At 68.6% G+C, this 18083-nt stretch carries 21 protein-coding genes; 11 read left to right on the top strand and 10 right to left on the bottom strand.

The window, feature by feature from the left end:
- Positions 1–17 precede the first annotated feature (17 nt).
- Entirely contained in the window at positions 18–1160 is a 1143-nt protein-coding gene (locus CLG85_RS08995) for a hypothetical protein (RefSeq protein ID WP_260348734.1), read from the top strand.
- A 192-nt stretch (positions 1161–1352) separates the two neighbouring features.
- Here CLG85_RS08995 and CLG85_RS08990 read toward each other — a convergent pair whose 3' ends face one another.
- On the bottom strand, positions 1353–1682 hold the full coding sequence (locus CLG85_RS08990) for a DUF6280 family protein (protein WP_095884090.1): 330 nt from the start codon (positions 1680–1682) through the stop codon (positions 1353–1355).
- Between the two features lie 220 nt (positions 1683–1902).
- On the opposite strand from CLG85_RS08990, the gene efp reads away from it, so the two are divergent.
- Both efp and CLG85_RS08980 read left to right on the top strand, forming a co-directional pair.
- Positions 1903–2466 carry an elongation factor P gene (efp, locus tag CLG85_RS08985; protein ID WP_095884089.1) on the top strand — a complete coding sequence of 188 codons (564 nt, stop codon included), beginning with the start codon at positions 1903–1905 and terminating at the stop codon, positions 2464–2466.
- A 92-nt stretch (positions 2467–2558) separates the two neighbouring features.
- Entirely contained in the window at positions 2559–3035 is a 477-nt protein-coding gene (locus CLG85_RS08980) for a GNAT family N-acetyltransferase (RefSeq protein WP_260348733.1), read from the top strand.
- Here CLG85_RS08980 and CLG85_RS27370 read toward each other — a convergent pair.
- The 5 genes from CLG85_RS27370 to CLG85_RS08960 all read right to left on the bottom strand — a co-directional run bounded on the left by CLG85_RS27370 (position 3032) and on the right by CLG85_RS08960 (position 7107).
- Positions 3032–3277 (bottom strand): fructosamine kinase family protein, encoded by a 246-nt coding sequence (locus tag CLG85_RS27370; protein WP_311734977.1) that lies wholly within the window; start codon positions 3275–3277, stop codon positions 3032–3034. The genes CLG85_RS08980 and CLG85_RS27370 overlap by 4 nt on opposite strands.
- The gene (locus CLG85_RS08975) at positions 3252–3830 is read right to left on the bottom strand and encodes a fructosamine kinase family protein (RefSeq protein WP_311734976.1); all 579 of its coding nucleotides are present in this window, start codon (positions 3828–3830) and stop codon (positions 3252–3254) included. Before CLG85_RS08975 ends, CLG85_RS27370 begins: the two co-directional genes overlap by 26 nt.
- Positions 3827–4588: a CAF17-like 4Fe-4S cluster assembly/insertion protein YgfZ gene (gene ygfZ, locus CLG85_RS08970; RefSeq protein ID WP_260348732.1), complete on the bottom strand. Its 762-nt coding sequence runs from the start codon at positions 4586–4588 to the stop codon at positions 3827–3829. The genes CLG85_RS08975 and ygfZ overlap by 4 nt, the downstream gene beginning before the upstream one ends.
- A gap of 69 nt (positions 4589–4657) precedes the next feature.
- Positions 4658–6415, bottom strand: a complete 1758-nt coding sequence (locus tag CLG85_RS08965) for an ABC transporter ATP-binding protein (RefSeq protein ID WP_260348731.1) — start codon at positions 6413–6415, stop codon at positions 4658–4660.
- On the bottom strand, positions 6412–7107 hold the full coding sequence (locus tag CLG85_RS08960; RefSeq protein WP_095884262.1) for a fused DSP-PTPase phosphatase/NAD kinase-like protein: 696 nt from the start codon (positions 7105–7107) through the stop codon (positions 6412–6414). Before CLG85_RS08960 ends, CLG85_RS08965 begins: the two co-directional genes overlap by 4 nt.
- Positions 7108–7306: 199 nt before the next feature.
- On the opposite strand from CLG85_RS08960, the gene CLG85_RS08955 reads away from it, so the two are divergent.
- Complete coding sequence (locus tag CLG85_RS08955) at positions 7307–8506, top strand: pyridoxal-phosphate-dependent aminotransferase family protein (RefSeq protein WP_260348730.1); 1200 nt, start codon at positions 7307–7309, stop codon at positions 8504–8506.
- Positions 8507–8558: 52 nt separating this feature from the next.
- Here the strand turns inward: CLG85_RS08955 and CLG85_RS08950 are convergent, their stop codons facing one another.
- Positions 8559–8765, bottom strand: a complete 207-nt coding sequence (locus CLG85_RS08950; RefSeq protein WP_224849180.1) for a histidinol phosphate aminotransferase — start codon at positions 8763–8765, stop codon at positions 8559–8561.
- 199 nt (positions 8766–8964) lie between these two features.
- Complete coding sequence (locus tag CLG85_RS08945; protein ID WP_260348729.1) at positions 8965–10080, bottom strand: pyridoxal phosphate-dependent aminotransferase; 1116 nt, start codon at positions 10078–10080, stop codon at positions 8965–8967.
- A gap of 178 nt (positions 10081–10258) precedes the next feature.
- Here CLG85_RS08945 and CLG85_RS08940 point away from each other — a divergent pair, with 178 nt between their 5' ends.
- The 3 genes from CLG85_RS08940 to CLG85_RS08930 all read left to right on the top strand — a co-directional run bounded on the left by CLG85_RS08940 (position 10259) and on the right by CLG85_RS08930 (position 13192).
- Positions 10259–11545, top strand: a complete 1287-nt coding sequence (locus tag CLG85_RS08940) for a lipoprotein-releasing ABC transporter permease subunit (RefSeq protein WP_095884499.1) — start codon at positions 10259–10261, stop codon at positions 11543–11545.
- On the top strand, positions 11538–12221 hold the full coding sequence (locus tag CLG85_RS08935) for an ABC transporter ATP-binding protein (RefSeq protein ID WP_260348728.1): 684 nt from the start codon (positions 11538–11540) through the stop codon (positions 12219–12221). Before CLG85_RS08940 ends, CLG85_RS08935 begins: the two co-directional genes overlap by 8 nt.
- Positions 12222–12343: 122 nt before the next feature.
- The gene (locus CLG85_RS08930) at positions 12344–13192 is read left to right on the top strand and encodes a calcium-binding protein (RefSeq protein ID WP_095881386.1); all 849 of its coding nucleotides are present in this window, start codon (positions 12344–12346) and stop codon (positions 13190–13192) included.
- An 18-nt stretch (positions 13193–13210) separates the two neighbouring features.
- Here CLG85_RS08930 and CLG85_RS08925 read toward each other — a convergent pair whose 3' ends face one another.
- Positions 13211–13642, bottom strand: coding sequence for a DMT family transporter (locus CLG85_RS08925; protein WP_095881385.1), 432 nt, complete (start codon positions 13640–13642; stop codon positions 13211–13213).
- 205 nt (positions 13643–13847) lie between these two features.
- On the opposite strand from CLG85_RS08925, the gene CLG85_RS08920 reads away from it, so the two are divergent.
- A complete protein-coding gene (locus tag CLG85_RS08920; RefSeq protein ID WP_095881384.1) occupies positions 13848–14276 on the top strand; it encodes a c-type cytochrome in 429 nt (142 codons plus the stop codon).
- Positions 14277–14344: 68 nt separating this feature from the next.
- On the opposite strand, the gene CLG85_RS08915 is transcribed toward CLG85_RS08920, so the two are convergent.
- Positions 14345–14935, bottom strand: coding sequence for a TetR/AcrR family transcriptional regulator (locus CLG85_RS08915; RefSeq protein ID WP_095881383.1), 591 nt, complete (start codon positions 14933–14935; stop codon positions 14345–14347).
- A 130-nt stretch (positions 14936–15065) separates the two neighbouring features.
- Here CLG85_RS08915 and CLG85_RS08910 point away from each other — a divergent pair, with 130 nt between their 5' ends.
- The 3 genes from CLG85_RS08910 to glpX all read left to right on the top strand — a co-directional run bounded on the left by CLG85_RS08910 (position 15066) and on the right by glpX (position 17909).
- On the top strand, positions 15066–15446 hold the full coding sequence (locus CLG85_RS08910; protein ID WP_260348726.1) for a hypothetical protein: 381 nt from the start codon (positions 15066–15068) through the stop codon (positions 15444–15446).
- 51 nt (positions 15447–15497) lie between these two features.
- Positions 15498–16790 (top strand): homoserine dehydrogenase, encoded by a 1293-nt coding sequence (locus CLG85_RS08905; RefSeq protein ID WP_224849167.1) that lies wholly within the window; start codon positions 15498–15500, stop codon positions 16788–16790.
- A 150-nt stretch (positions 16791–16940) separates the two neighbouring features.
- Positions 16941–17909 (top strand): class II fructose-bisphosphatase, encoded by a 969-nt coding sequence (glpX, locus tag CLG85_RS08900; RefSeq protein WP_095884469.1) that lies wholly within the window; start codon positions 16941–16943, stop codon positions 17907–17909.
- Positions 17910–18083: the final 174 nt, after the last annotated feature.

The following is an 18083-nucleotide window of genomic DNA, read 5'->3' as shown; positions in this document are numbered from 1 at the left end:
GCAAGAGTGGTACATAAATGTCCGATCCCGTGACCAATGTGGAAATCGAGGACGTTCTTTCCTCTATCCGGAGGTTGGTTTCCGAAGATTCCCGTCCCGAGTCCACGTCAGAGGCGCCGCCGGCGCAGCGCTCCGCTCCGGCGGGGCGACTGGTCCTGACCCCTGCGTTGCGCGTGCAGGAGGCCCCCGCATCCGACGAGATGGACAGCGATTCTCCCGAGACCGGTGAAGAGGAGCGCATGCGCCATGCGGCGCCAGTCGCCGCGCGACTCGTCCCCGCCGAGGAAGAGGTCGCCGAGGCCGCACGCCGTGCGCCGCTGCGCCCCGTCGCGCCGGAGGCAGCTCCTGAGACACCGGTCAGCGACGAGATCGAAGAGGCTCCCTTCATCGAGGTCGACGAACACTCCGAAGGCGAGTTCGCCGAGTCCTCCATCGCCGATTTCTTCGCGCTGAAGCTGCGCGACAGCACCCCGCCGCAGCCCGCGCCTGTCGCCGATGCCGGGGCGAGGGAAGGCAGCCTCGCGCAGAAGATTGCCGAGCTCGAGGAGATGATCGCGCGCAGCACGCATGAGTTCGAGCCCGAGCGTGGCGAAGCCGCCCCCGAGGCGATCTTCCGGCACCAGCCGGGCGAAGAGCCCGCGCCGAGCGTGGATGTCGAGGACGAGGACCCGGAACTCGCGAGCCGTCCGATGCCCGAGCCGGAACTGGTGGACGAGCCCTATGCGCTCGAGACCCTCGCGCCGCCCAAGGCCGAGCCCGAGCCCGAAGTCGAAGCCGTCGAAGATGAGTTCGAAGACACCGTCGTCGACGCGCAGGCCATGACCGCAACGCTCTCCGAGGCAGAGGAGGACGCCGCAGAAGAGCTGCAGGCCGAGCCCGAACCCGCGCCGCGCCGCCCGGTGAAAATCCTGCGCAACCCGGTCTGGCAGCGTAGCCAGAGCAATCTGCGCAGTGACGCGCCCGCGCCGGAACTGCCGGCGGCACCCGTCGCCGAGGCGCCGAGCGTGGCCGGAATCGACGAAGAACGCCTGCGCGCGCTGATCACGGAGGTGGTCCGCGAGGAACTGCAGGGGGCACTGGGGGAGCGGGCGACGCGCAATGTCCGCAGGCTGGTGCGCCGCGAGCTGCAGCGCCTGCTGGCGAGTGACGATCTGGACTGATCGCCCGGGACATGTCTCGGAAAAACGACCGAACGAAAGCCCGGTGCCTTTGGTGTCCGGGCTTTTTGCTGCCCGGGCTGGCGGGGCAGGAATCGGCGGGACGTGACCGATAGCCCTTCTGAAAACGCCGAAGGCGCGTCCGTTTCGGGACGCGCCTTCGACTTGCTGGGGGCCGGGCCCCCTATACCGGGATCAAGCAGCTTCGGCTTGTTCCGCGGCTGCGGCTGCGTGACGACGCTCGCTCTCTTCGCGCGACAGCGCGACCGAGGTGCGGATACCTTTCGACACGAACTCCATCAGGCCGGAGACAACCCGCTCGTTCGGGTCGATACCAGCGCAGCTCAGTACTTCACGGCCATCACGCGAGCGTGCCCAGCGGGCGATCTGCTCCGGACCATTGCCGTATTTCTTGTCATCGGCGATTGCATCGTCGAGCGCAGCCAGAACCACAGCGGCGAAAAGTTTCCGCGCGCGGTTGCCTTGTTCAGCATGGTAGGCTGTGCTGTCCACGAAATCCTTCATCTTTCGACCTTTTTGATTATTGCTCTTGTCTTTTCTGGCGTGTGCGGCGTTATGGACCATTCCGTTCGATTCGGATACAGCACAAACGCATAGCGTCGTTGCATTGGGTGCATATCTCGGCATGTGCGGAAGGCGAGATATCGTTGTCTTGCACGGGGCGAACCGGCCATATATAGGAGGCCGGAAAACCCCTTCAACCTTACTGTAAAGTTTTCTGACCATGCCCAAGATCAACGGTAACGAGATCCGCCCCGGGAACGTGCTCGAGCATGAAGGTGGCCTCTGGGCCGCAGTGAAGGTCGACCACGTGAAGCCCGGCAAGGGCGGCGCATTCGCCCAGGTCGAGATGAAGAACCTGCGCAACGGCTCCAAGCTGAACGAGCGTTTCCGCTCGGCGGACAAGGTCGAGCGCGTGCGCCTCGAGCAGAAGGACATGCAGTTCCTCTACGAGGACGCCGGCCAGCTGATCTTCATGGACACCGAGACCTACGAGCAGGTGCAACTCGACGCCGACATCCTCGGCGAGCGTCGCCCCTTCCTGCAGGACGGCATGACCATCGTGGTCGAATTCCACGAGGAAGAGGCGCTGAACGCGACCCTGCCGCAGAAGGTGACCTGCAAGATCGTCGAGACCGAGCCGGTGGTCAAAGGCCAGACCGCGGCCAACAGCTTCAAGCCCGCCGTGCTCGACAACGGTGTGCGCGTCCTGGTTCCGCCCTTCGTCGGGCAGGATGAGGACATCATCGTGAACACCGAGACCATGGAGTATTCGGAACGCGCATAACCCGCGCGCCGACCACTTTGTCCCCGTGCGATCCGGGGGCGACACATCATGATCCAAAGGGCCTCCGGCGCACCGCCCAGGAGGCCCTTTTCATGTTTACCCCTTGCGATTCAACGGACATTCCCGCGCTGGCCGTCATGCTGCGCGGGCTGCACGGGCATCACGTTGCCCATGTGCCGCACCGCTTCCACGACCGTGCAAGCGAGGCCGAATTGCAGGCTTTCCTCGCCGAAGCCATGGCCGAGGGTGCCTGCCTCTGCGCCTACCGCGTGGGCCAGGTGCCGCGCGGCTACCTGATGTGGCGCTGGCGGCTGTCCGAGGCCACCGCGCTCAAGCACCCGCAGCGCCACGCCGTGCTCGAGCACATCTGGGTCGAGCCCTCGTGGCGGCGGCGCGGCGTGGCGCGGCGGCTCATCGCCGGCTTCGAGGCCGAGATTGCCGGGCAGGGGGCAGAGGGCTGGACCACCGCGGTGCATGCCTTCAACGCGCCCTCTCGCGCGCTGATGCTCGGCGTGGGGGCGACGGGGGCGGTCGAGGTGCTCGAAAAGCGGTTCCAGCCAGCGGGCTAGGTCGCGATCTGATCCAGGAGCCCGCGCACCATGCCCGCGTAGCCGCTGCCGAAAAGCCGCAGGTGCACCAGCGCCGGGAAGAGCTGGTAGACCGGGCGGCGCGCGGCCCGGCCCGGCTCCTGTGGCCCGTAGCCCTGCCAGAAGGCGGCGGACGGCGTGCCGAACAGTTCGAGCATGGCGAGGTCGACCTCGGCATGGCCATGGTAGCAGGCGGGGTCAATCAGCGCGGCACCGCCCGACATGAAGAGCGCGTTGCCGGTCCAGAGATCGCCATGCAGCAGCGCGGGGGGGCGGGGTGTGCGGCAGGAGTTCTGGCAGGCGCTCGATCAGGGCTTTGAGCCTGCCGGCAAGCTCGGCAGGGAGCGCGGGCAGGAAGGGCAGCAGCCGCGCCTCGGCCCAGAAGGCGGGCCAGCTGGCGCGCGGCGCATTGTCGAGGGGCAGCGGGCCGAAACCGTAGCCCTCGCTCCAGCCATAGGCCGTGCCGTGGGTGTCGTGCAGCCTGCGCAGCTCCTGCCCCAGCGCCTTCCATCCGGTGGGGCTGGCCGAGGTCTCGGGAAGCGCCTCCAGCGCCAGCCAGTCGCCGGCCTGCGCCAGGACGTCCGGCGCGCGGGCGCCGCAGGCAGCGATGGTGCGCAGCATCCGCGCCTCGGCGGCAACGCGGGCGCCGCGCTTGATCACCACCGTGCGGCCGTCGCTCAGGGTGGCAAGCACGACTTCCGACAGATCGCCGCCGTGCAGCGCCCGGCTGGCCGCGATGGATGCGCCGAGCGCGGTCTCCAGCGCGGCCCGGCTCAAGAGGTCCGGCGCAGCGTCGCCGCGCCGGCGGTCATCTCGCCCTCGGCCCGGTCGAAGCGCAGGTAGGCCAGGCCGCGCCCGCCCGACTGGGTGTAGAGCGTGCCTGCGGGCTTGCCATCGGTCTCGACCGCCGTGCCCACCGGCGCCGCGCCGGACACCTCGACGGGCACCAGCCCCTTGCGCAGCTCGGTCTTGTGCTTCATCCGCGCGGTGACCTCCTGGCCCACGTAGCAGCCCTTCTTGAAATCGACGCCATTCAGCCGCTCGAAGCCGGCCTCGAGGATGAAGGTGTCCGGGGTCAGCTCGACGCCGCTCTCGGGCACGCAGGCGGCAACGCGCAGCGCGTCCCAGTCGGTGTCCTGCCCGGGCTGACCGTCATATCCGCGCCAGCCGAGCGCCGCATCGCGCGGGTCGGCAAAGGCGCCCTCTGGGGCAGGGCCGGTGCCACGGGTCACTTGGATATCGGTCTCCTCGAGATCGACCTTGGCGCGCAGCTTGTAGAGCGTGAGCGCGCGGGTGAGATCGGCGGCCAGAGGCTCGGCCACGTCGATCAGGATCGACCCGTCGGCACGCGGCACGAGGAAGAAATCCGCCCGGTACTTGCCCTGCGGCGTCAGCAGCGCGGCATAGACCAGCCCCTCTTTCAGCTTGCCCAGGTCGTTGGTGACGAGGTTCTGCAGGAAGTCGCTGGCCTCGGGGCCGCTGACGCGCAGCACGCTGCGCGGGGCGTCCTTGGGGATGCCTGTGGTGGCGGTCATGGTTGCTCCGTCCGTTGTCCGTTGCGCCAAGTATAGGGGCGGCGCGGGACAGGTTACAGGGGCAGCGCCTCAGACGGTCTGTTCATCCTCGAACTGCATGGCGTGCAGCCGTGCATAGGCGCCGCCAAGCGCCATCAGTTCGTCATGCGTGCCCTGCTCGACCACGTGTCCGGCATCCATCACCACGATCTTGTCTGCATGCCGGATGGTCGAGAGCCTATGCGCGATGACCAGCGTCGTGCGCCCGGCCGAGAGCTTGTCGAGCGCCGCCTGAACCACCTGCTCCGAGGCGGCGTCGAGCGCCGAGGTCGCCTCGTCGAGCAGCAGGATCGGCGTGTCGCGCAGCAGGGCGCGGGCGATCGCCACGCGCTGGCGCTGGCCGCCCGAGAGGTTGCTGCCGCGGGTGCCCGCAAGGCTGTCGAGCCCCTCGGGCAGGCGCGGCACGAAGTCCGAGACATGCGCCGCGTCGAGCACCTTGTCGAGTTCTTCCTCGGGCACATCCTGACGGCCCAGCAAGATGTTCTCGCGCAGGCTGTCCTCGAAGAGCAGCGCATCCTGGCTGACCACCGAGAAGAGACCGCGCAGCTCGGCGAGCTTCATCGCATCGGTGCGCACGCCGCCGATGGTGACCTCGCCGGCGTCGGGATCGACCAGCCGGGTCAGCACGTTGAACACCGTCGACTTGCCCGCGCCCGAGGCGCCGACAAGCGCCGTGGTCTTGCCTGCCTCGGCGGTGAAGGTGGTGCCGCGCAGCACGGCGGAGCCCGAGTAGTTCAGCTCGACGCCGCGCAGAACGATCTCGGGCACGCCCTTCGGGGCGGGTATCGGCTGCGGCGGGTCGCGCAGGTCGGGCTCAAGCTCCAGGAGCTCCTTGATGCGCTCGATCGAGGCGGCGGCGATCTGCCAGGTGCCACTCACCGCGCCGAGCCGGCGCAGCGGCTCGAAGGCAAGGCCGATGGCGGTGAAGAAGGCCATGAAATCGCCGACGCTCTTCTGCCCCGAGATGATCTCGCCGCCGCCGAAGATCAGCACGCCGCAGATCCCGATGCCGGACATCACGTCGATCAGCCCGGGAATGGCCGACTGGCCGAGGCTCGAGGCGACGGTGGTGCGCACCCGCTCCTTGGTCAGCGACTTGTAGCGCTTGGCCTGGTATTTCTCGAGCCGGTTGAGCTTGATCGGCACGATGCCGTGGAAAATCTCGTTCAGCCGGGTCGACAGCCCGGCCGAGATGTCGCGGGCGTGGCGCGCGTATTTGCGCACGTAGCGCTGCAGCATGACCGATGGGGCGACCATGAGGGGCACGCCGATCAGCGCGATCAGCGTCCAGCGCCAGTCCATGCTGATGGCCACGCCGAAGAGCGAGACCAGCGCGATCATGTCGCGCCCGGTGCCGGTGATCAGGATGCTCCAGACCTTGCTGACCGAGGCGACGTCGCCCTCGATGCGCTGCATTAGGTAGCCGGGGCCGTATTTCTGGTGAAAGCTCCCGTCCAGCCGCATCAGGTGCGTCAGCAGGTCGTTGCGGATGTCGGCGACGGTGAGCTGCGAGACCCGCGTCAGCACCACCTTCTGGATGATGCTGGCCAGGGCGCGGGTCATGAAGATGGCGAAGATCGCGAGGCCGACCCAGGTCAGTGCGGCGCGGCTGCCGCCAACCAGCACCTGGTCGAACATCGGCTTCATCATGTAGCTGAGGAAACCGAACATCGAGCCTTCGAGCATCATGAAGATGAAGGCGATGATGATCTGCCAGCGGTAGCGCCAGAGATACCGGCGGCCGAGCCAGAAGAGCAGGTTGCCGCGTTTCTTGTCCGCGCCGCTCATGCCATCTCTTCCGGCGGGCGCTTGTTGTCGAAGCCCGCCTGCAACTGGCGCGAGTCGTATTCCGTACGCACCCATTCCTCGAAGGCGATCGGCCGGCGGCGGTTGCGCGCGGCGTAGGTGTCGAGGATGTAGCCCTGGATCCCGGTCTTGGTGAATTCGAGGTGGGCGTATTTCAGCCCCATCTGCTTGCGCGCCTCTTCCACCGGCACGCCCTCGAACACCATCAGGTAGACGGCAGAGGCGAACCCGGCGCGGTCGGCGCCCGACTTGCAGTGGAACATCATCGGTTTCTCGGCCTCGCGCATCGTGTCGATGAGATGCGTGATCCGCTCGGCCTTGGGCGCCATGCGCGCCCAGAGCTTGGCGTGCAGCAGCGTCAGGCCGAGCTTCTCGCAGCTCTCCTTCTCGAAGAGATAATGCGAGTATTTCTCTTCACCGCGAAGCGTGATGACGGTCTTGACGCCCATCTGCGCATATTTCTCGAAACGCGCGTGGGTCGGCTGGTTCGAGCGCCAGACGCCGGGCGCGATCTGCCAGAAATTGTGCCAGAAGAGACGCAGGAAGGCGTGATCGAAGACATTGTAATGCAGCTTCGAGAGCATCCGGGCGCGGGGCGTCGAGATGTCCTTGCCGAAGGACCGGCGAAAGCGCCGCTCCGCGGTCTCGATCTTGTCCCAGAACTTGGTCAGCATGCATTATTTCCTGTGCCTGTCGCGCGGCGGTTTACGGTCTCCGGCCCCTGCTGGCAAGCGCCGTGCCCTGCGCGGGGCAGGCAGCGGCCTTGCGTCCGGGGCGTGTCCGTGGCGCGGCCGAGGGAGATTGACCTCGGCGCAACCGCGGTTAGGTTGGCCCTCGCCCCGGAATTTCAAGGGGTGCTTTCGGAGTTTTCGCATGTCTCTCGCCCATGGTCGCCCCTACCTGGCCATCCCCGGTCCTTCCGTCATGCCCGACGCTGTGCTGCGTGCCATGCACCGCGCCTCGCCCAATATCTACGAGGGCGCGATCGTCGAGATGGTGGCGGGGCTGATCCCCGACCTGCGCTACGTGGCGCAGAGCGTGGCGGCCAAGGTGGCGATCTACATCGCCAACGGACATGGCGCCTGGGAGGCGGCACTGGCCAACGTCGTGGGCGAGGGCGACAGGGTGCTGGTGCCGGCCACCGGGCGTTTCGCTCATGGCTGGGCCGAGATGGCCCGCGGTCTCGGGGCAGAGGTCGAGCTGATCGACTTCGGCACCAAGTCCACCTACGACCCCGAGCGGGTCGCCGAGGCGCTGCGTGCTGACACGGGCCGCGAGATCAAGGCGGTCCTTGCCAGCCACGTCGACACCGCGACCTCGATCCGCAACGATCTCGCCAGCCTGCGCGCGGCCATGGACAGCACCGGCCACCCGGCGCTGCTGATGGCCGATTGCGTCGCCTCGCTGGGCGTCGAGGAATTCCGCATGGATGACTGGGGCGTCGACATCATGGTCAGCGCCTCGCAGAAGGGGTTGATGGTGCCGCCGGGGCTGGGCTTCGTCTTCTTCAACGAGAAGGCCGAGGCGCGCCGCACCGAGATGACCCGCGTGTCGCGCTACTGGGACTGGGTCCCGCGCGGCAAGCCGGACTTCTTCTACGAGTATTTCGGCGGCACCGCCCCGACGCATCACCTCTACGGCCTGCGCGTGGCGCTCGACATGATCCGCGAAGAGGGCATCGAGCAGGTCTGGAACCGCCACGCCGTGCTGGCCCGCGCTATCTGGGCGGCGGCCGAGGCCTGGGGGCAAGGGGGCCCTCTGACGCTCAACGTCGCCGACCGGGGCCTGCGCAGCCATGCCGTGACCGCGCTGCGGCTCGGCAAGCCCTATGGCGCGCAGCTGCGTAAGTGGTGCGAGACCGAGGCGGGCGTGACGCTGGGCATCGGCCTCGGCATGACCGAGCCCGAGGATCCCATGGGCACCGGCTTCTTCCGCCTTGGTCACATGGGTCACGTCAATGCCCATATGATCCTTGGCCTGCTGGGGGTGATCGAGGCAGGCTTCGTCTCGCTGGACATCCCGCACGGGCAGGGCGCGCTCGGCGCCGCCGCGGCAGAGATCGCCAAGGGCTGACGGGTTCGGCAAAGGGGCGTCCGGCGGATGCCTGGGCGCCCGGGCGCGAGACTCACCCCTGAGGCGGGGTCTCGCGCGGGCCGTTCCTGCGATGCTCGATGATGGTGATCACGTGGTTGATCGCCACCCCGACGATCACCACCGGGCCGAGCCCGTAGCTGATCCAGAGCAGCAGGAAGACAAGGAACATCACCACGAAGACCAGCACGAGGTTTGCGCTAAAGAAATCGGGCCGCGGCGGTTCGGAGGGATAGGCCATGATGCGATCCTCAGACGGACTGAATAAGACGGCGGACTGAAAAGACGGCGGGCTGAGAGGGGACGTGCAATACCACAAGGGTAGCGCACCTCGGGCCCGGGTCACGCATCAGGCTGATCAAAACTGATTTCAAAAACCTTTCCCGCCGATCTGCCGCTGCAGGTCGGCGGAAATTTGTGCATCTGACCGAAGCGCAGGCTCAGACGGCGCTTTCGCGGGCCTCTGCCAGCGCCGCGGGCAGCGCCTCTTCCAGCGCGTCGAGATCTGACTCGGTGCCCGCGCCGATGCGGATACAGCGGTTCTGCGGCGCCACGAAGGGCATGCGCACGAAGACCCCGCGCGCGCCCAGCCCCGCCAGCACCGCCTTGGCGAGCGTGCCGTCACCGCCGCAGTCCACCGCGACGAAATTGGTCGCCGAGGGCAGGGCGGACAGCCCGTTCGCCTGCGCGATGGCGGCGATGCGGCCCCGCGCGGCGGCGACCTTCTCGACGGTCTGCTCCAGCCACTCCCGGTCCTGCAGCCCGGCCAGGGCCCCGGCCTGCGCCGCGCGGTTCATGCCGAAATGGTTGCGGATCTTGTCGAAGGCGCGGATGAGCGGCGCCGCCGCCAGCGCGTAGCCGACGCGCGCGCCCGCCATGCCGTAGGCCTTGGAGAAGGTGCGGAACCGGACCACGCGCGAATCCTCGATGTCGATCTCGGGCGCGGTGCCCTCGGGGGCGAACTCCACATAGGCCTCGTCGAGCACCAGCAGCGTGCCCTCGGGCACGGCGCCGAGCTGCGCCGCGATCTCGGCGCCCGGCTTCCAAGAGCCCATCGGGTTATCGGGGTTGGCGAAGTAGACGAGCTTGGCATCCACCTCGGCCGCCTTGCTCAGCAGCGCGGGCAGATCCTCGGCGTCATCCTTGTAGGGCACCTTGTGCAGCACGCCACCGAAGCCCGCCACGTGGTAGTTGAAGGTCGGGTAGGCGCCATCCGAGGTCACCACCGCATCGCCCTGCGCCACCACCAGCCGCACGAGATACCCGAGCAGCCCGTCGATGCCCTCGCCGACCATGACGTTCTCCGGCGCAACGCCATGCTCCGCGGCGATGGCATGGCGCAGCTCGTAGCTGGTCGAGTCGCCGTATTTCCAGATTTCCGCGGACTCGCGTTGCATCGCCTCGATCGCGCGGGGCGAGGGGCCGAAGACGTTCTCGTTGGCGCCGATGCGGGCGCGGAACGGGGTGCCGCGCTCGCGCTCCTGGGTTTCCGGGCCGACGAAGGGCACGGTCTCGGGGAGCGAAGCGACAAGCGGGGTGTAGCGAGGTCCAGTCATGGCGGAGATATGCCGCAGCGGAATAGCTCTGGCAATAGTCCCGAAACAGCCACATTCCGCGAGCCCCGCCGCGCGGGCGCCCCGGTCACAGCACCGTAGGGCAGGGCGGCGAGGGATTGACCCCGCCGGGGGTTGCGGTCAGGTTCGCGCGCGACACGCAGACCCGGAAAGAGTGCCCATGGCCCGTACCCCGCCGCCCTTTGCCCCCTTCGAATGGATGATCGCCTGGCGCTACCTGCGTGCCCGGCGCGCCGAGGGCGGGGTCAGCGTGATGACCTGGATCAGCCTCATCGGCATCACCCTCGCGGTTTTCGCGCTGATCGCCACGCTCTCGGTGCGCTCGGGCTTCCGCGCCGAGTTCGTCGACACGATCCTCGGCTCCAACGCCCATGTGACGGTCTATTCGTCGGCCCGCGTCGACGAGCAGGGCCGCACCATCCGCACCTTCGAGGATTACACCGACCGCGCCAAGGCCGTGGCCGAGCTGCCCGGCGTCGAGCGCGCCGCGCCGCTGGTCAAGGGACAGGTCATGGCCAATGCCAACGGCCGCAACGCCGGGGTCGAGGTCTTCGGCATCTCGGGCGAGGACCTGCAGGGCATCCGCCGCGTCGTCGATCCCGAGACCGGGCGCGGCGATCTTTCCCGCTTCGGCGAGGGGATTGCGCTTGGCTCGGGCGTGGCGCGCGAACTGGGCGTCGACGTCGGCGACCAGGTAAAGCTGATCTCGCCCGACGGGGTGAAGACCGCCTTCGGCGTCTCGCCCCGGGTCAAGGCCTACGAGGTCGTCTGGGTGTTCACCGCCGGGCGCTACGACATCGACCGCACCCGCGCCTACATGCCCTTCGAGGAGGCGCAGCTCTACTTCAACCGCGAGGGCGCGGCGGACGAGCTCGAGGTGATGGTCGATGATCCCGAAGCCGTCGACGGCATGGCCACTGCCATCCAGCAGGCCGCCGGTCAGGGCGCGCTGGTCTGGACATGGCAGGATGCCTCGGGCGGTTTCCTGCGCGCGCTCGAGGTCGAGGACAACGTGATGTTCGTGATCCTCTCGGTGCTGGTATTGATCGCCACGATGAACATCGTCTCGGGGCTGATCATGCTGGTGAAGAACAAGGGGCGCGACATCGGCATCCTGCGCACCATGGGCCTGACCGAGGGCTCGGTGCTGCGGGTCTTCTTCATCTGCGGCGCCTTCACCGGGGTGATCGGCACGCTGCTGGGGGTGATCCTCGGCTGCCTTTTCGCAATCTACATCGACCCGATCTTCTCCTTCGTGAATTACGTCGCCGGCGGGGGTGTCTGGGATCCGGCGGTGCGGGGCATCTACGCGCTGCCCGCCAAGCTGCAATGGGGCGACGTCTTTGCCGCCATGGCGCTCTCGCTCGGCCTCAGCTTCATCGTGACCATCTTCCCCGCGCGCCGCGCCGCGCGCATGAACCCCGTGGAGGCGCTGCGCTATGAGTGATCCCGTCCTGCGTCTCTCGGGCATCGAGAAATTCTACAACCGCGGTCTGCCCAACGAGGTGCAGGTGCTGCGCGGTGCCGAGCTGTCGGTGGCGCGCGGCGAGGTGGTTGCGCTGGTCGCCCCCTCGGGGGCGGGCAAGTCGACCCTGCTGCATATCGCCGGGCTGCTCGACACCGCCGACGCGGGCGAGGTGGCGATCGCCGGCGAGGTGCTCGGCGGCAAGTCCGACCGCCGCCGCACCATCGTGCGCCGACAGGAGGTGGGCTTCGTCTACCAGTTCCACCACCTGCTGCCCGAGTTCACCGCGCTCGAGAACATCACCCTGCCGCAGCTCGCCAACGGTGTGCCGCCGAAGGAGGCCACGGCGCGGGCGCGCCAGCTTCTGGCCTCGGTCGAGCTTGAGGGCCGCGCCGCGCGCCGCCCGGCGGCCATGTCCGGCGGCGAGCAGCAGCGCGTCGCCTTCTGCCGCGCCATGGCCAATGCGCCGAAGCTGCTGCTCGCGGACGAGCCCACGGGCAACCTCGATCCGACGACTTCGGATCGGGTCTTCGGCGCGTTGATGACGCTGGTGCGTGAGACCGGGCTCTCGGCACTGATCGCCACGCACAACCTCGAGCTGGCGGGCCGCATGGACCGGCAGGTAGAATTGCGCGATGGGCGGCTGGTTCCGCTTTGAGCACGCCGTTCAGCCCAACATAGGAAGACCCCGGCAGGGCCGCGACCCCGCCCGATTTTTGTCAAACTCCGGCGGCAGGGTCCGGGCGAAACGCCCCAGTGACCCTGCCTTCCGGACACCTCATGCCCCTCGAATTCCTTATTGCCCTCACTGCGCTCCTGCCTTTCGCCGTCGCGGCCTTTCCCTTCGACAAGGGCGATGACGACGGTGAGGACGCCTCGGACGCGGTTGCGGAGGACGAGGGTGAGACCGGTGGCGAGGACATGATTCTCCCCATCGAGGAAGAGGAAACCCCACCCGAAGGCGGGACGGGCGAGGGCACCACCGAAGACACCACCGAAGACACCCCGGGCGAGACGGAGACCGAAACGCCCGGCGACACCTCCGGCGAAGACACTCTCGGCAGTGGCGAAGACACCACGGGCACCGAGACCGACACGCTCTCGGGCAGCGAGGTCGGCGACACGCTTGTCGGCGGCGCGGGGGACGATGTGATCTACGGCCTCTCGGGCTCCGACAGCATCGACGCGGGCAGCGGCGCGGATTACGCCGAGGGCGGCAGCGGTGGCGACACGATCGCCGGCGGTGCCGGGACGGACACGCTGATGGGCGGGTCGGGCGATGACCTGCTCTGGGGCTCGGACGCGGATGGCGACGACGCCGAGGCCGACCTGCTGATCGGCGGCACCGGGGACGACACGCTAATGCTCGGCTCCGGCGATCTGGGCCTCGGCGGGGCAGGGGCCGACCGCTTCGTGCTCGCCGACGGGGCGGTCATCGAGGATTTCGACGAGACCGAGGACATGGTCGTCTTCACCTACGAGGGCGACATCGCCCCCGAGATTGTCTCGCAGGTCGCCGGCCCCTCGGGGCTGGTGGTGACGCTGGACAATGGCGCCTCGGTCACGCTGGTCGGGCGCAGCGCGCCGATCACCTCGGACAGCGTCGCCTTCCTCGGCACGGCGGCCTGACGCACCGCCTTTGCGCGCTCAGCGCTGCGCGAGGAAGACCCCCGCGGCCATCATCGCCAGACCCAGACCGCGCCGCGCGCTGATCGGCGTGGCGATCACCCCGAAAAGCCCGAAGTGGTCGATCGCCGCAGCGCTGATGAGCTGCCCCAGCAGCACGAAGAACACCGCCCGCCCGACGCCGAAGGTCGGAGCGACATAGGTGACGCTCAGCACGTAGAAGGCGACGAAGAGCCCGGCGAGGAAGAGGTGCTTCGGTGCGTCCACCGCCCGGGCAATGGGGCGCGCGTCCAGCGAGAAGAGCACGATCAGACTTGCACTCAGCGCCACGCAGAAGAGGATCACCGCCGCCGCCGCGGGCGAGCCCAGCCAGACGCCGAGCCGCGAATTGAGCGCGGCGAGCACCGGGATGCCGATCCCGGCGGCGAGCATGATCAGGGCTTGTGTGGGCATTCGCGGACTCCGTCTTCGCTGTCGCGCCGACACTGGCGCGGGTCGCGGGGATTGTCACCCGCCGAAACCGCCGCGCCGGAGTGCCCCCGGCCCGATCCGGGCTTGATCCGGCCGCGGCGGCGGGCGACACAGGAGGAAGGGGCAGGGACAAGCGGGCCGCAGGGCCGGGCCCGACCCCGGGCGACATGTTGAGGGAGCACGCGCTATGAACACGGCGATGAAGGGCGGGATCTGGGCGATCTCTGCGGCGGGGCTGCTGGGCCTCGGGGCCTGCATGGAGGCCGCCATGCCCGAGGCGGCGGACGGGCAGGCGCTGTTCATGGACTATTGCGCGTCCTGCCATGGCACCACGGCGGTCGGCAACGGGCCGCTGGCGGCGGATCTCGGGATCACCCCGGCCGATCTCACCCATATTGCCGCGCGCCGGGGCGGGAACTTCCCCCGCGCCGAGGTGCTCTCGATGATCGACGGCTACGCGCGCTCGAACATGGCAGGGCCGGGCATGCCGGAGTTCGGCGAGCTGCTGAAGGGCGAGGAAGTGCCGCTCGACACCGGCGACGGCATCCTGACGCCGACACCGCGCAAGATGGTGGCGCTGCTCGAGTACCTCGAATCGATCCAGCTCTCCAACTGAGGCAACGTCCTTCCAAGGTCGTTGCAAGAGCCTTCAAAGGCTTTTGGCCCCCTGCGGCCCCCCGGCGCCTAGCCCGCGCCCACCGCCTTGCGGGCCATGTCCCAGTAGAGCGCGGCGACCTCCTCCTCGGAGAGACGCCCGCCCTCGCGGTACCAGGTGTTGACGCCGGTCAGCATGCCGATCAGCGCAAAGGCGGCGATCCGCGTGTCGGGCACCGAGAGCTGCCCCGCCGCCTGGCCATCGCGCAGGATCTGCTCGAGCAGCCCCTCGTAGCGGCTGCGCAGGGCCTCGATCTGCGCGAAGTTCTCCGGCTCGAGATTGCGCAGCTCCATGTAGGAGATGAAGATCGATTCTGCCCGTCGCAGGGTGAAGCGGATGTGAAAGCGCACGAACCCCTCGAGCCGGGCCAGCGGATCGGCGGGATGCGGCTCGGCCTCCCAGGCCTCGAGCAGCTCGTCCATATGGCCCTTGAGCAGCGAGAAGAGCAGGGCCTGCTTGTCCGGGATGTAGTTGTAGAGCGCCCCGGCCTGCACGCCGACCTCCGACGCGATGCGGCGCATCGAGACGGCGGCATAGCCGTGCTTGGCAAAGAGCCGCAGCGCCGCCTCGCGGATCCGCGGCCCGGTGATGTCGGAATGCGATCCTGCGGTACGGGCCATCTCTCCTGTTTATCTGAACGTGCGTTCAGATCAAGCGCGGCGCGCGCCGCCCTTGCCCTGCCGCGGCGCTTGCGGCAAGACGGGCACAGTCTGCCGTGATACCGGCCCGGAAAGCGACCCGAAGATCCTCATGCGCCTCGTGCTCCTGACCCTCCTTGCCCTGACGGGCGCCTGCACCGACTTTCCCGAGTTCGACGGCTCGCAGAGCCCCGGTGTCGCCGGCGCGCCCTGGCCCCGGCTGGTGCCGCTCTCGGGGCTGCTCGAGGGGCAGCCGCCGGCGCGCACCCAGCCCGAGATGGCCGAGGATCTGGACTACCCGCGCGAGGCGCTGCGCCGCCGCGCGAGCGCTGCAGCAGGGGCGCGGTGGTGGACGAGGGCACGCGCCGCCGGATGGACGGCGGCGTCACCTTCCCCGAGGTTCCGGACGCGTAAAGCCGGGCGGCCACAGCGGGGCCTCCCGGGCGCTGCCGCGCCCTTCCGCGACGTTGCACCCGCGCCGCGATACGGCTAAGGCAACGGCGACCAAATCACCTGAAGACACCGAAGAAGAAGGATCCCGCAAATGTCTGAACCTCTGCGCCTGGGGATTGCGGGCCTTGGCACCGTCGGTGCCGGCGTCGTCAAGATCGTGCAGCAGAAGGCGGCGCTGCTCGAGGCCCGCTCCGGCCGCAAGATCGTCATCTCGGCGGTCTCGGCGCGCAACCGTGACAAGGACCGCGGCGTCTCGCTCGCGGATTACGCCTGGGAGGACGACCCGGTCGCCCTTGCCAAGCGCGACGACATCGACGTGCTGGTCGAGCTGATGGGCGGCTCCGACGGCCCGGCCAAGGCCGCCACCGAGGCCGCGCTGAAGCTCGGCAAAGACGTGGTCACCGCCAACAAGGCGCTGCTCGCCCACCACGGCCAGGCGCTGGCCGAACTGGCCGAGAGCACCGGCGCCGTGCTGCGCTTCGAGGCCGCCGTCGCCGGCGGCATCCCGGTGATCAAGGCGCTGACCGAGGGCCTTTCCGCCAACCGCATCACCCGCGTCATGGGCGTGATGAACGGCACCTGCAACTACATCCTGACCCGGATGGAGAACGCGGGCCTCTCCTACCAGGAAGCCTTCTCCGAGGCCGACGGGCTGGGATATCTCGAGGCCGATCCCGATCTCGACGTCGGCGGCATCGACGCCGGCCACAAGCTCTCGCTGCTCTCCTCCATTGCCTATGGCACCCAGGTCGCCTTCGACGCGGTCGAGCTCGAGGGCATAGGCCGGGTGTCGATCGAGGACATCCGCCAGGCCGCCGACATGGGCTACCGCATCAAGCTGCTGGGCGTGTGCCGGATGACCGATCTCGGCCTCGAGCAGTCGATGGCGCCGAGCCTCGTGCCCGCCTCCTCGCCGCTGGGCCAGCTCGAGGGCGGTACCAACATGGTGGTGATCGAGGGGGATGAGGTCGGTCAGATCGTGCTGCGCGGCGCCGGCGCGGGCGAGGGGCCGACCGCCTCGGCGGTGATGGGCGACGTGATGGACGTGGCGCGCGGCACCCGGCTGTCGACCTTCGGCGCCCCGGCCTCGAGCCTGGTGCAGGCGGTCCCGGCGAAGGCCACCACCCCCGCGCCCTATTACCTGCGCATGGCGCTGGCCGACCGGCCCGGCGCGCTTGCCAAGGTCGCCGCGGCGCTCGGCGAGGCAGGTGTTTCGATCAACCGCCTGCGCCAATACGGCCAGACCACCACCGCAGACACTGCCCCGGTGCTGATCGTCACCCATAAGACCACCCGCGCGGCGCTCGATTCGGCGCTGGCGGCCATGGCCGACACCGGCGTCGTGCACGGCACCCCGGTCGCGCTGCGCATCGAGGCGGTCTGAGCGGCGCCCGGCGCCCGCTTTGACACACCCGCGACATCTCCGCGTCCCCGCGCCGCCCTGCGCGGGGACGGTTAGCGCCAGCGGCCTTGCCCTCGTCGGACCACGCGCGCTACACCCTTTCCAAGCGTTAAATTTTTCAAGGAAGACTCCATGTCCGCTCCCGTCGATTTCAATGACCGTATGCTTTCGCTCGGCCTCGCCCGGGTCGCCGAACAGGCCGCCATCGCCTCTGCCAGCCTGATTGGCCGCGGGGATGAAAAGGCGGCGGACCAAGCCGCGGTCAACGCCATGCGCGAACAGCTCAACCTGCTGGACATCGCGGGCGTCGTGGTGATCGGCGAAGGCGAGCGCGACGAGGCGCCGATGCTCTACATCGGCGAGGAAGTGGGCACCGGCAACGGACCGGGTGTGGACATCGCGCTCGACCCGCTGGAAGGCACCACGCTGACCGCCAAGGACATGCCCAACGCGCTCACCGTCATCGCCATGGGCCCGCGCGGCTCGATGCTGCACGCGCCCGACGTCTACATGGACAAGCTGGCGATCGGCCCGGGCTTTGCCGAGGGCGTGGTGACGCTCGACATGACCCCCTCCGAGCGCGTCGCGGCGCTGGCCGCGGCCAAGGGCTGCGCGATGACCGACATCACCGTCTGCATCCTCGAGCGTCCGCGCCACGAGGATCTGATCGCCGAGGTCCGCGCCACCGGCGCCGGCATCCGGCTGATCACCGACGGTGACGTGGCGGGCGTGATGCATTGCGCCGAACCCGACATCACCGGCATCGACATGTACATGGGCTCCGGCGGCGCCCCCGAGGGCGTGCTGGCGGCTGCCGCGCTGAAATGCATGGGTGGCCAGATGTACGGCCGACTGCTGTTCCGCAACGACGACGAGCGCGGCCGCGCCGCCAAGGCGGGCATCACCGATCTCGACAAGATTTACGCGCGTGACGAGCTGGTCACCGCCGATGTGATCTTCGCCGCCACCGGTGTGACCAATGGCTCGATCCTCTCGGGCATCAAGCGCTCGCCGGGCTGGATCGAAACCGAGACCATCCTGATGCGCTCGAAGACCGGCTCGGTGCGCCGCGTGCAGTACCGCAACCCCTTCGAGGGCTGAGCGCGGGCCGGCCGGCGCCGGATTTGCGTATTTGAAAAGAGAAGAAGGGGCTCGCGTCGCGCGGGCCCCTTCCGCTTTTCAGGCCACCGGCTTCTTCTCTTCAAAAATACGCAGATCCCGTCCTCATCACCCGCGCGGCGCCGGGCCGGCGAGCCCCGTTCCGTTCGGCGCCGT

Source organism: Alloyangia mangrovi (genome assembly GCF_002300555.2).
GTDB lineage: Bacteria > Pseudomonadota > Alphaproteobacteria > Rhodobacterales > Rhodobacteraceae > Salipiger > Salipiger mangrovi.
The sequence above is the reverse complement of the archived record's forward strand: the minus strand, read 5'-3'. Positions and strand labels throughout refer to the sequence as shown.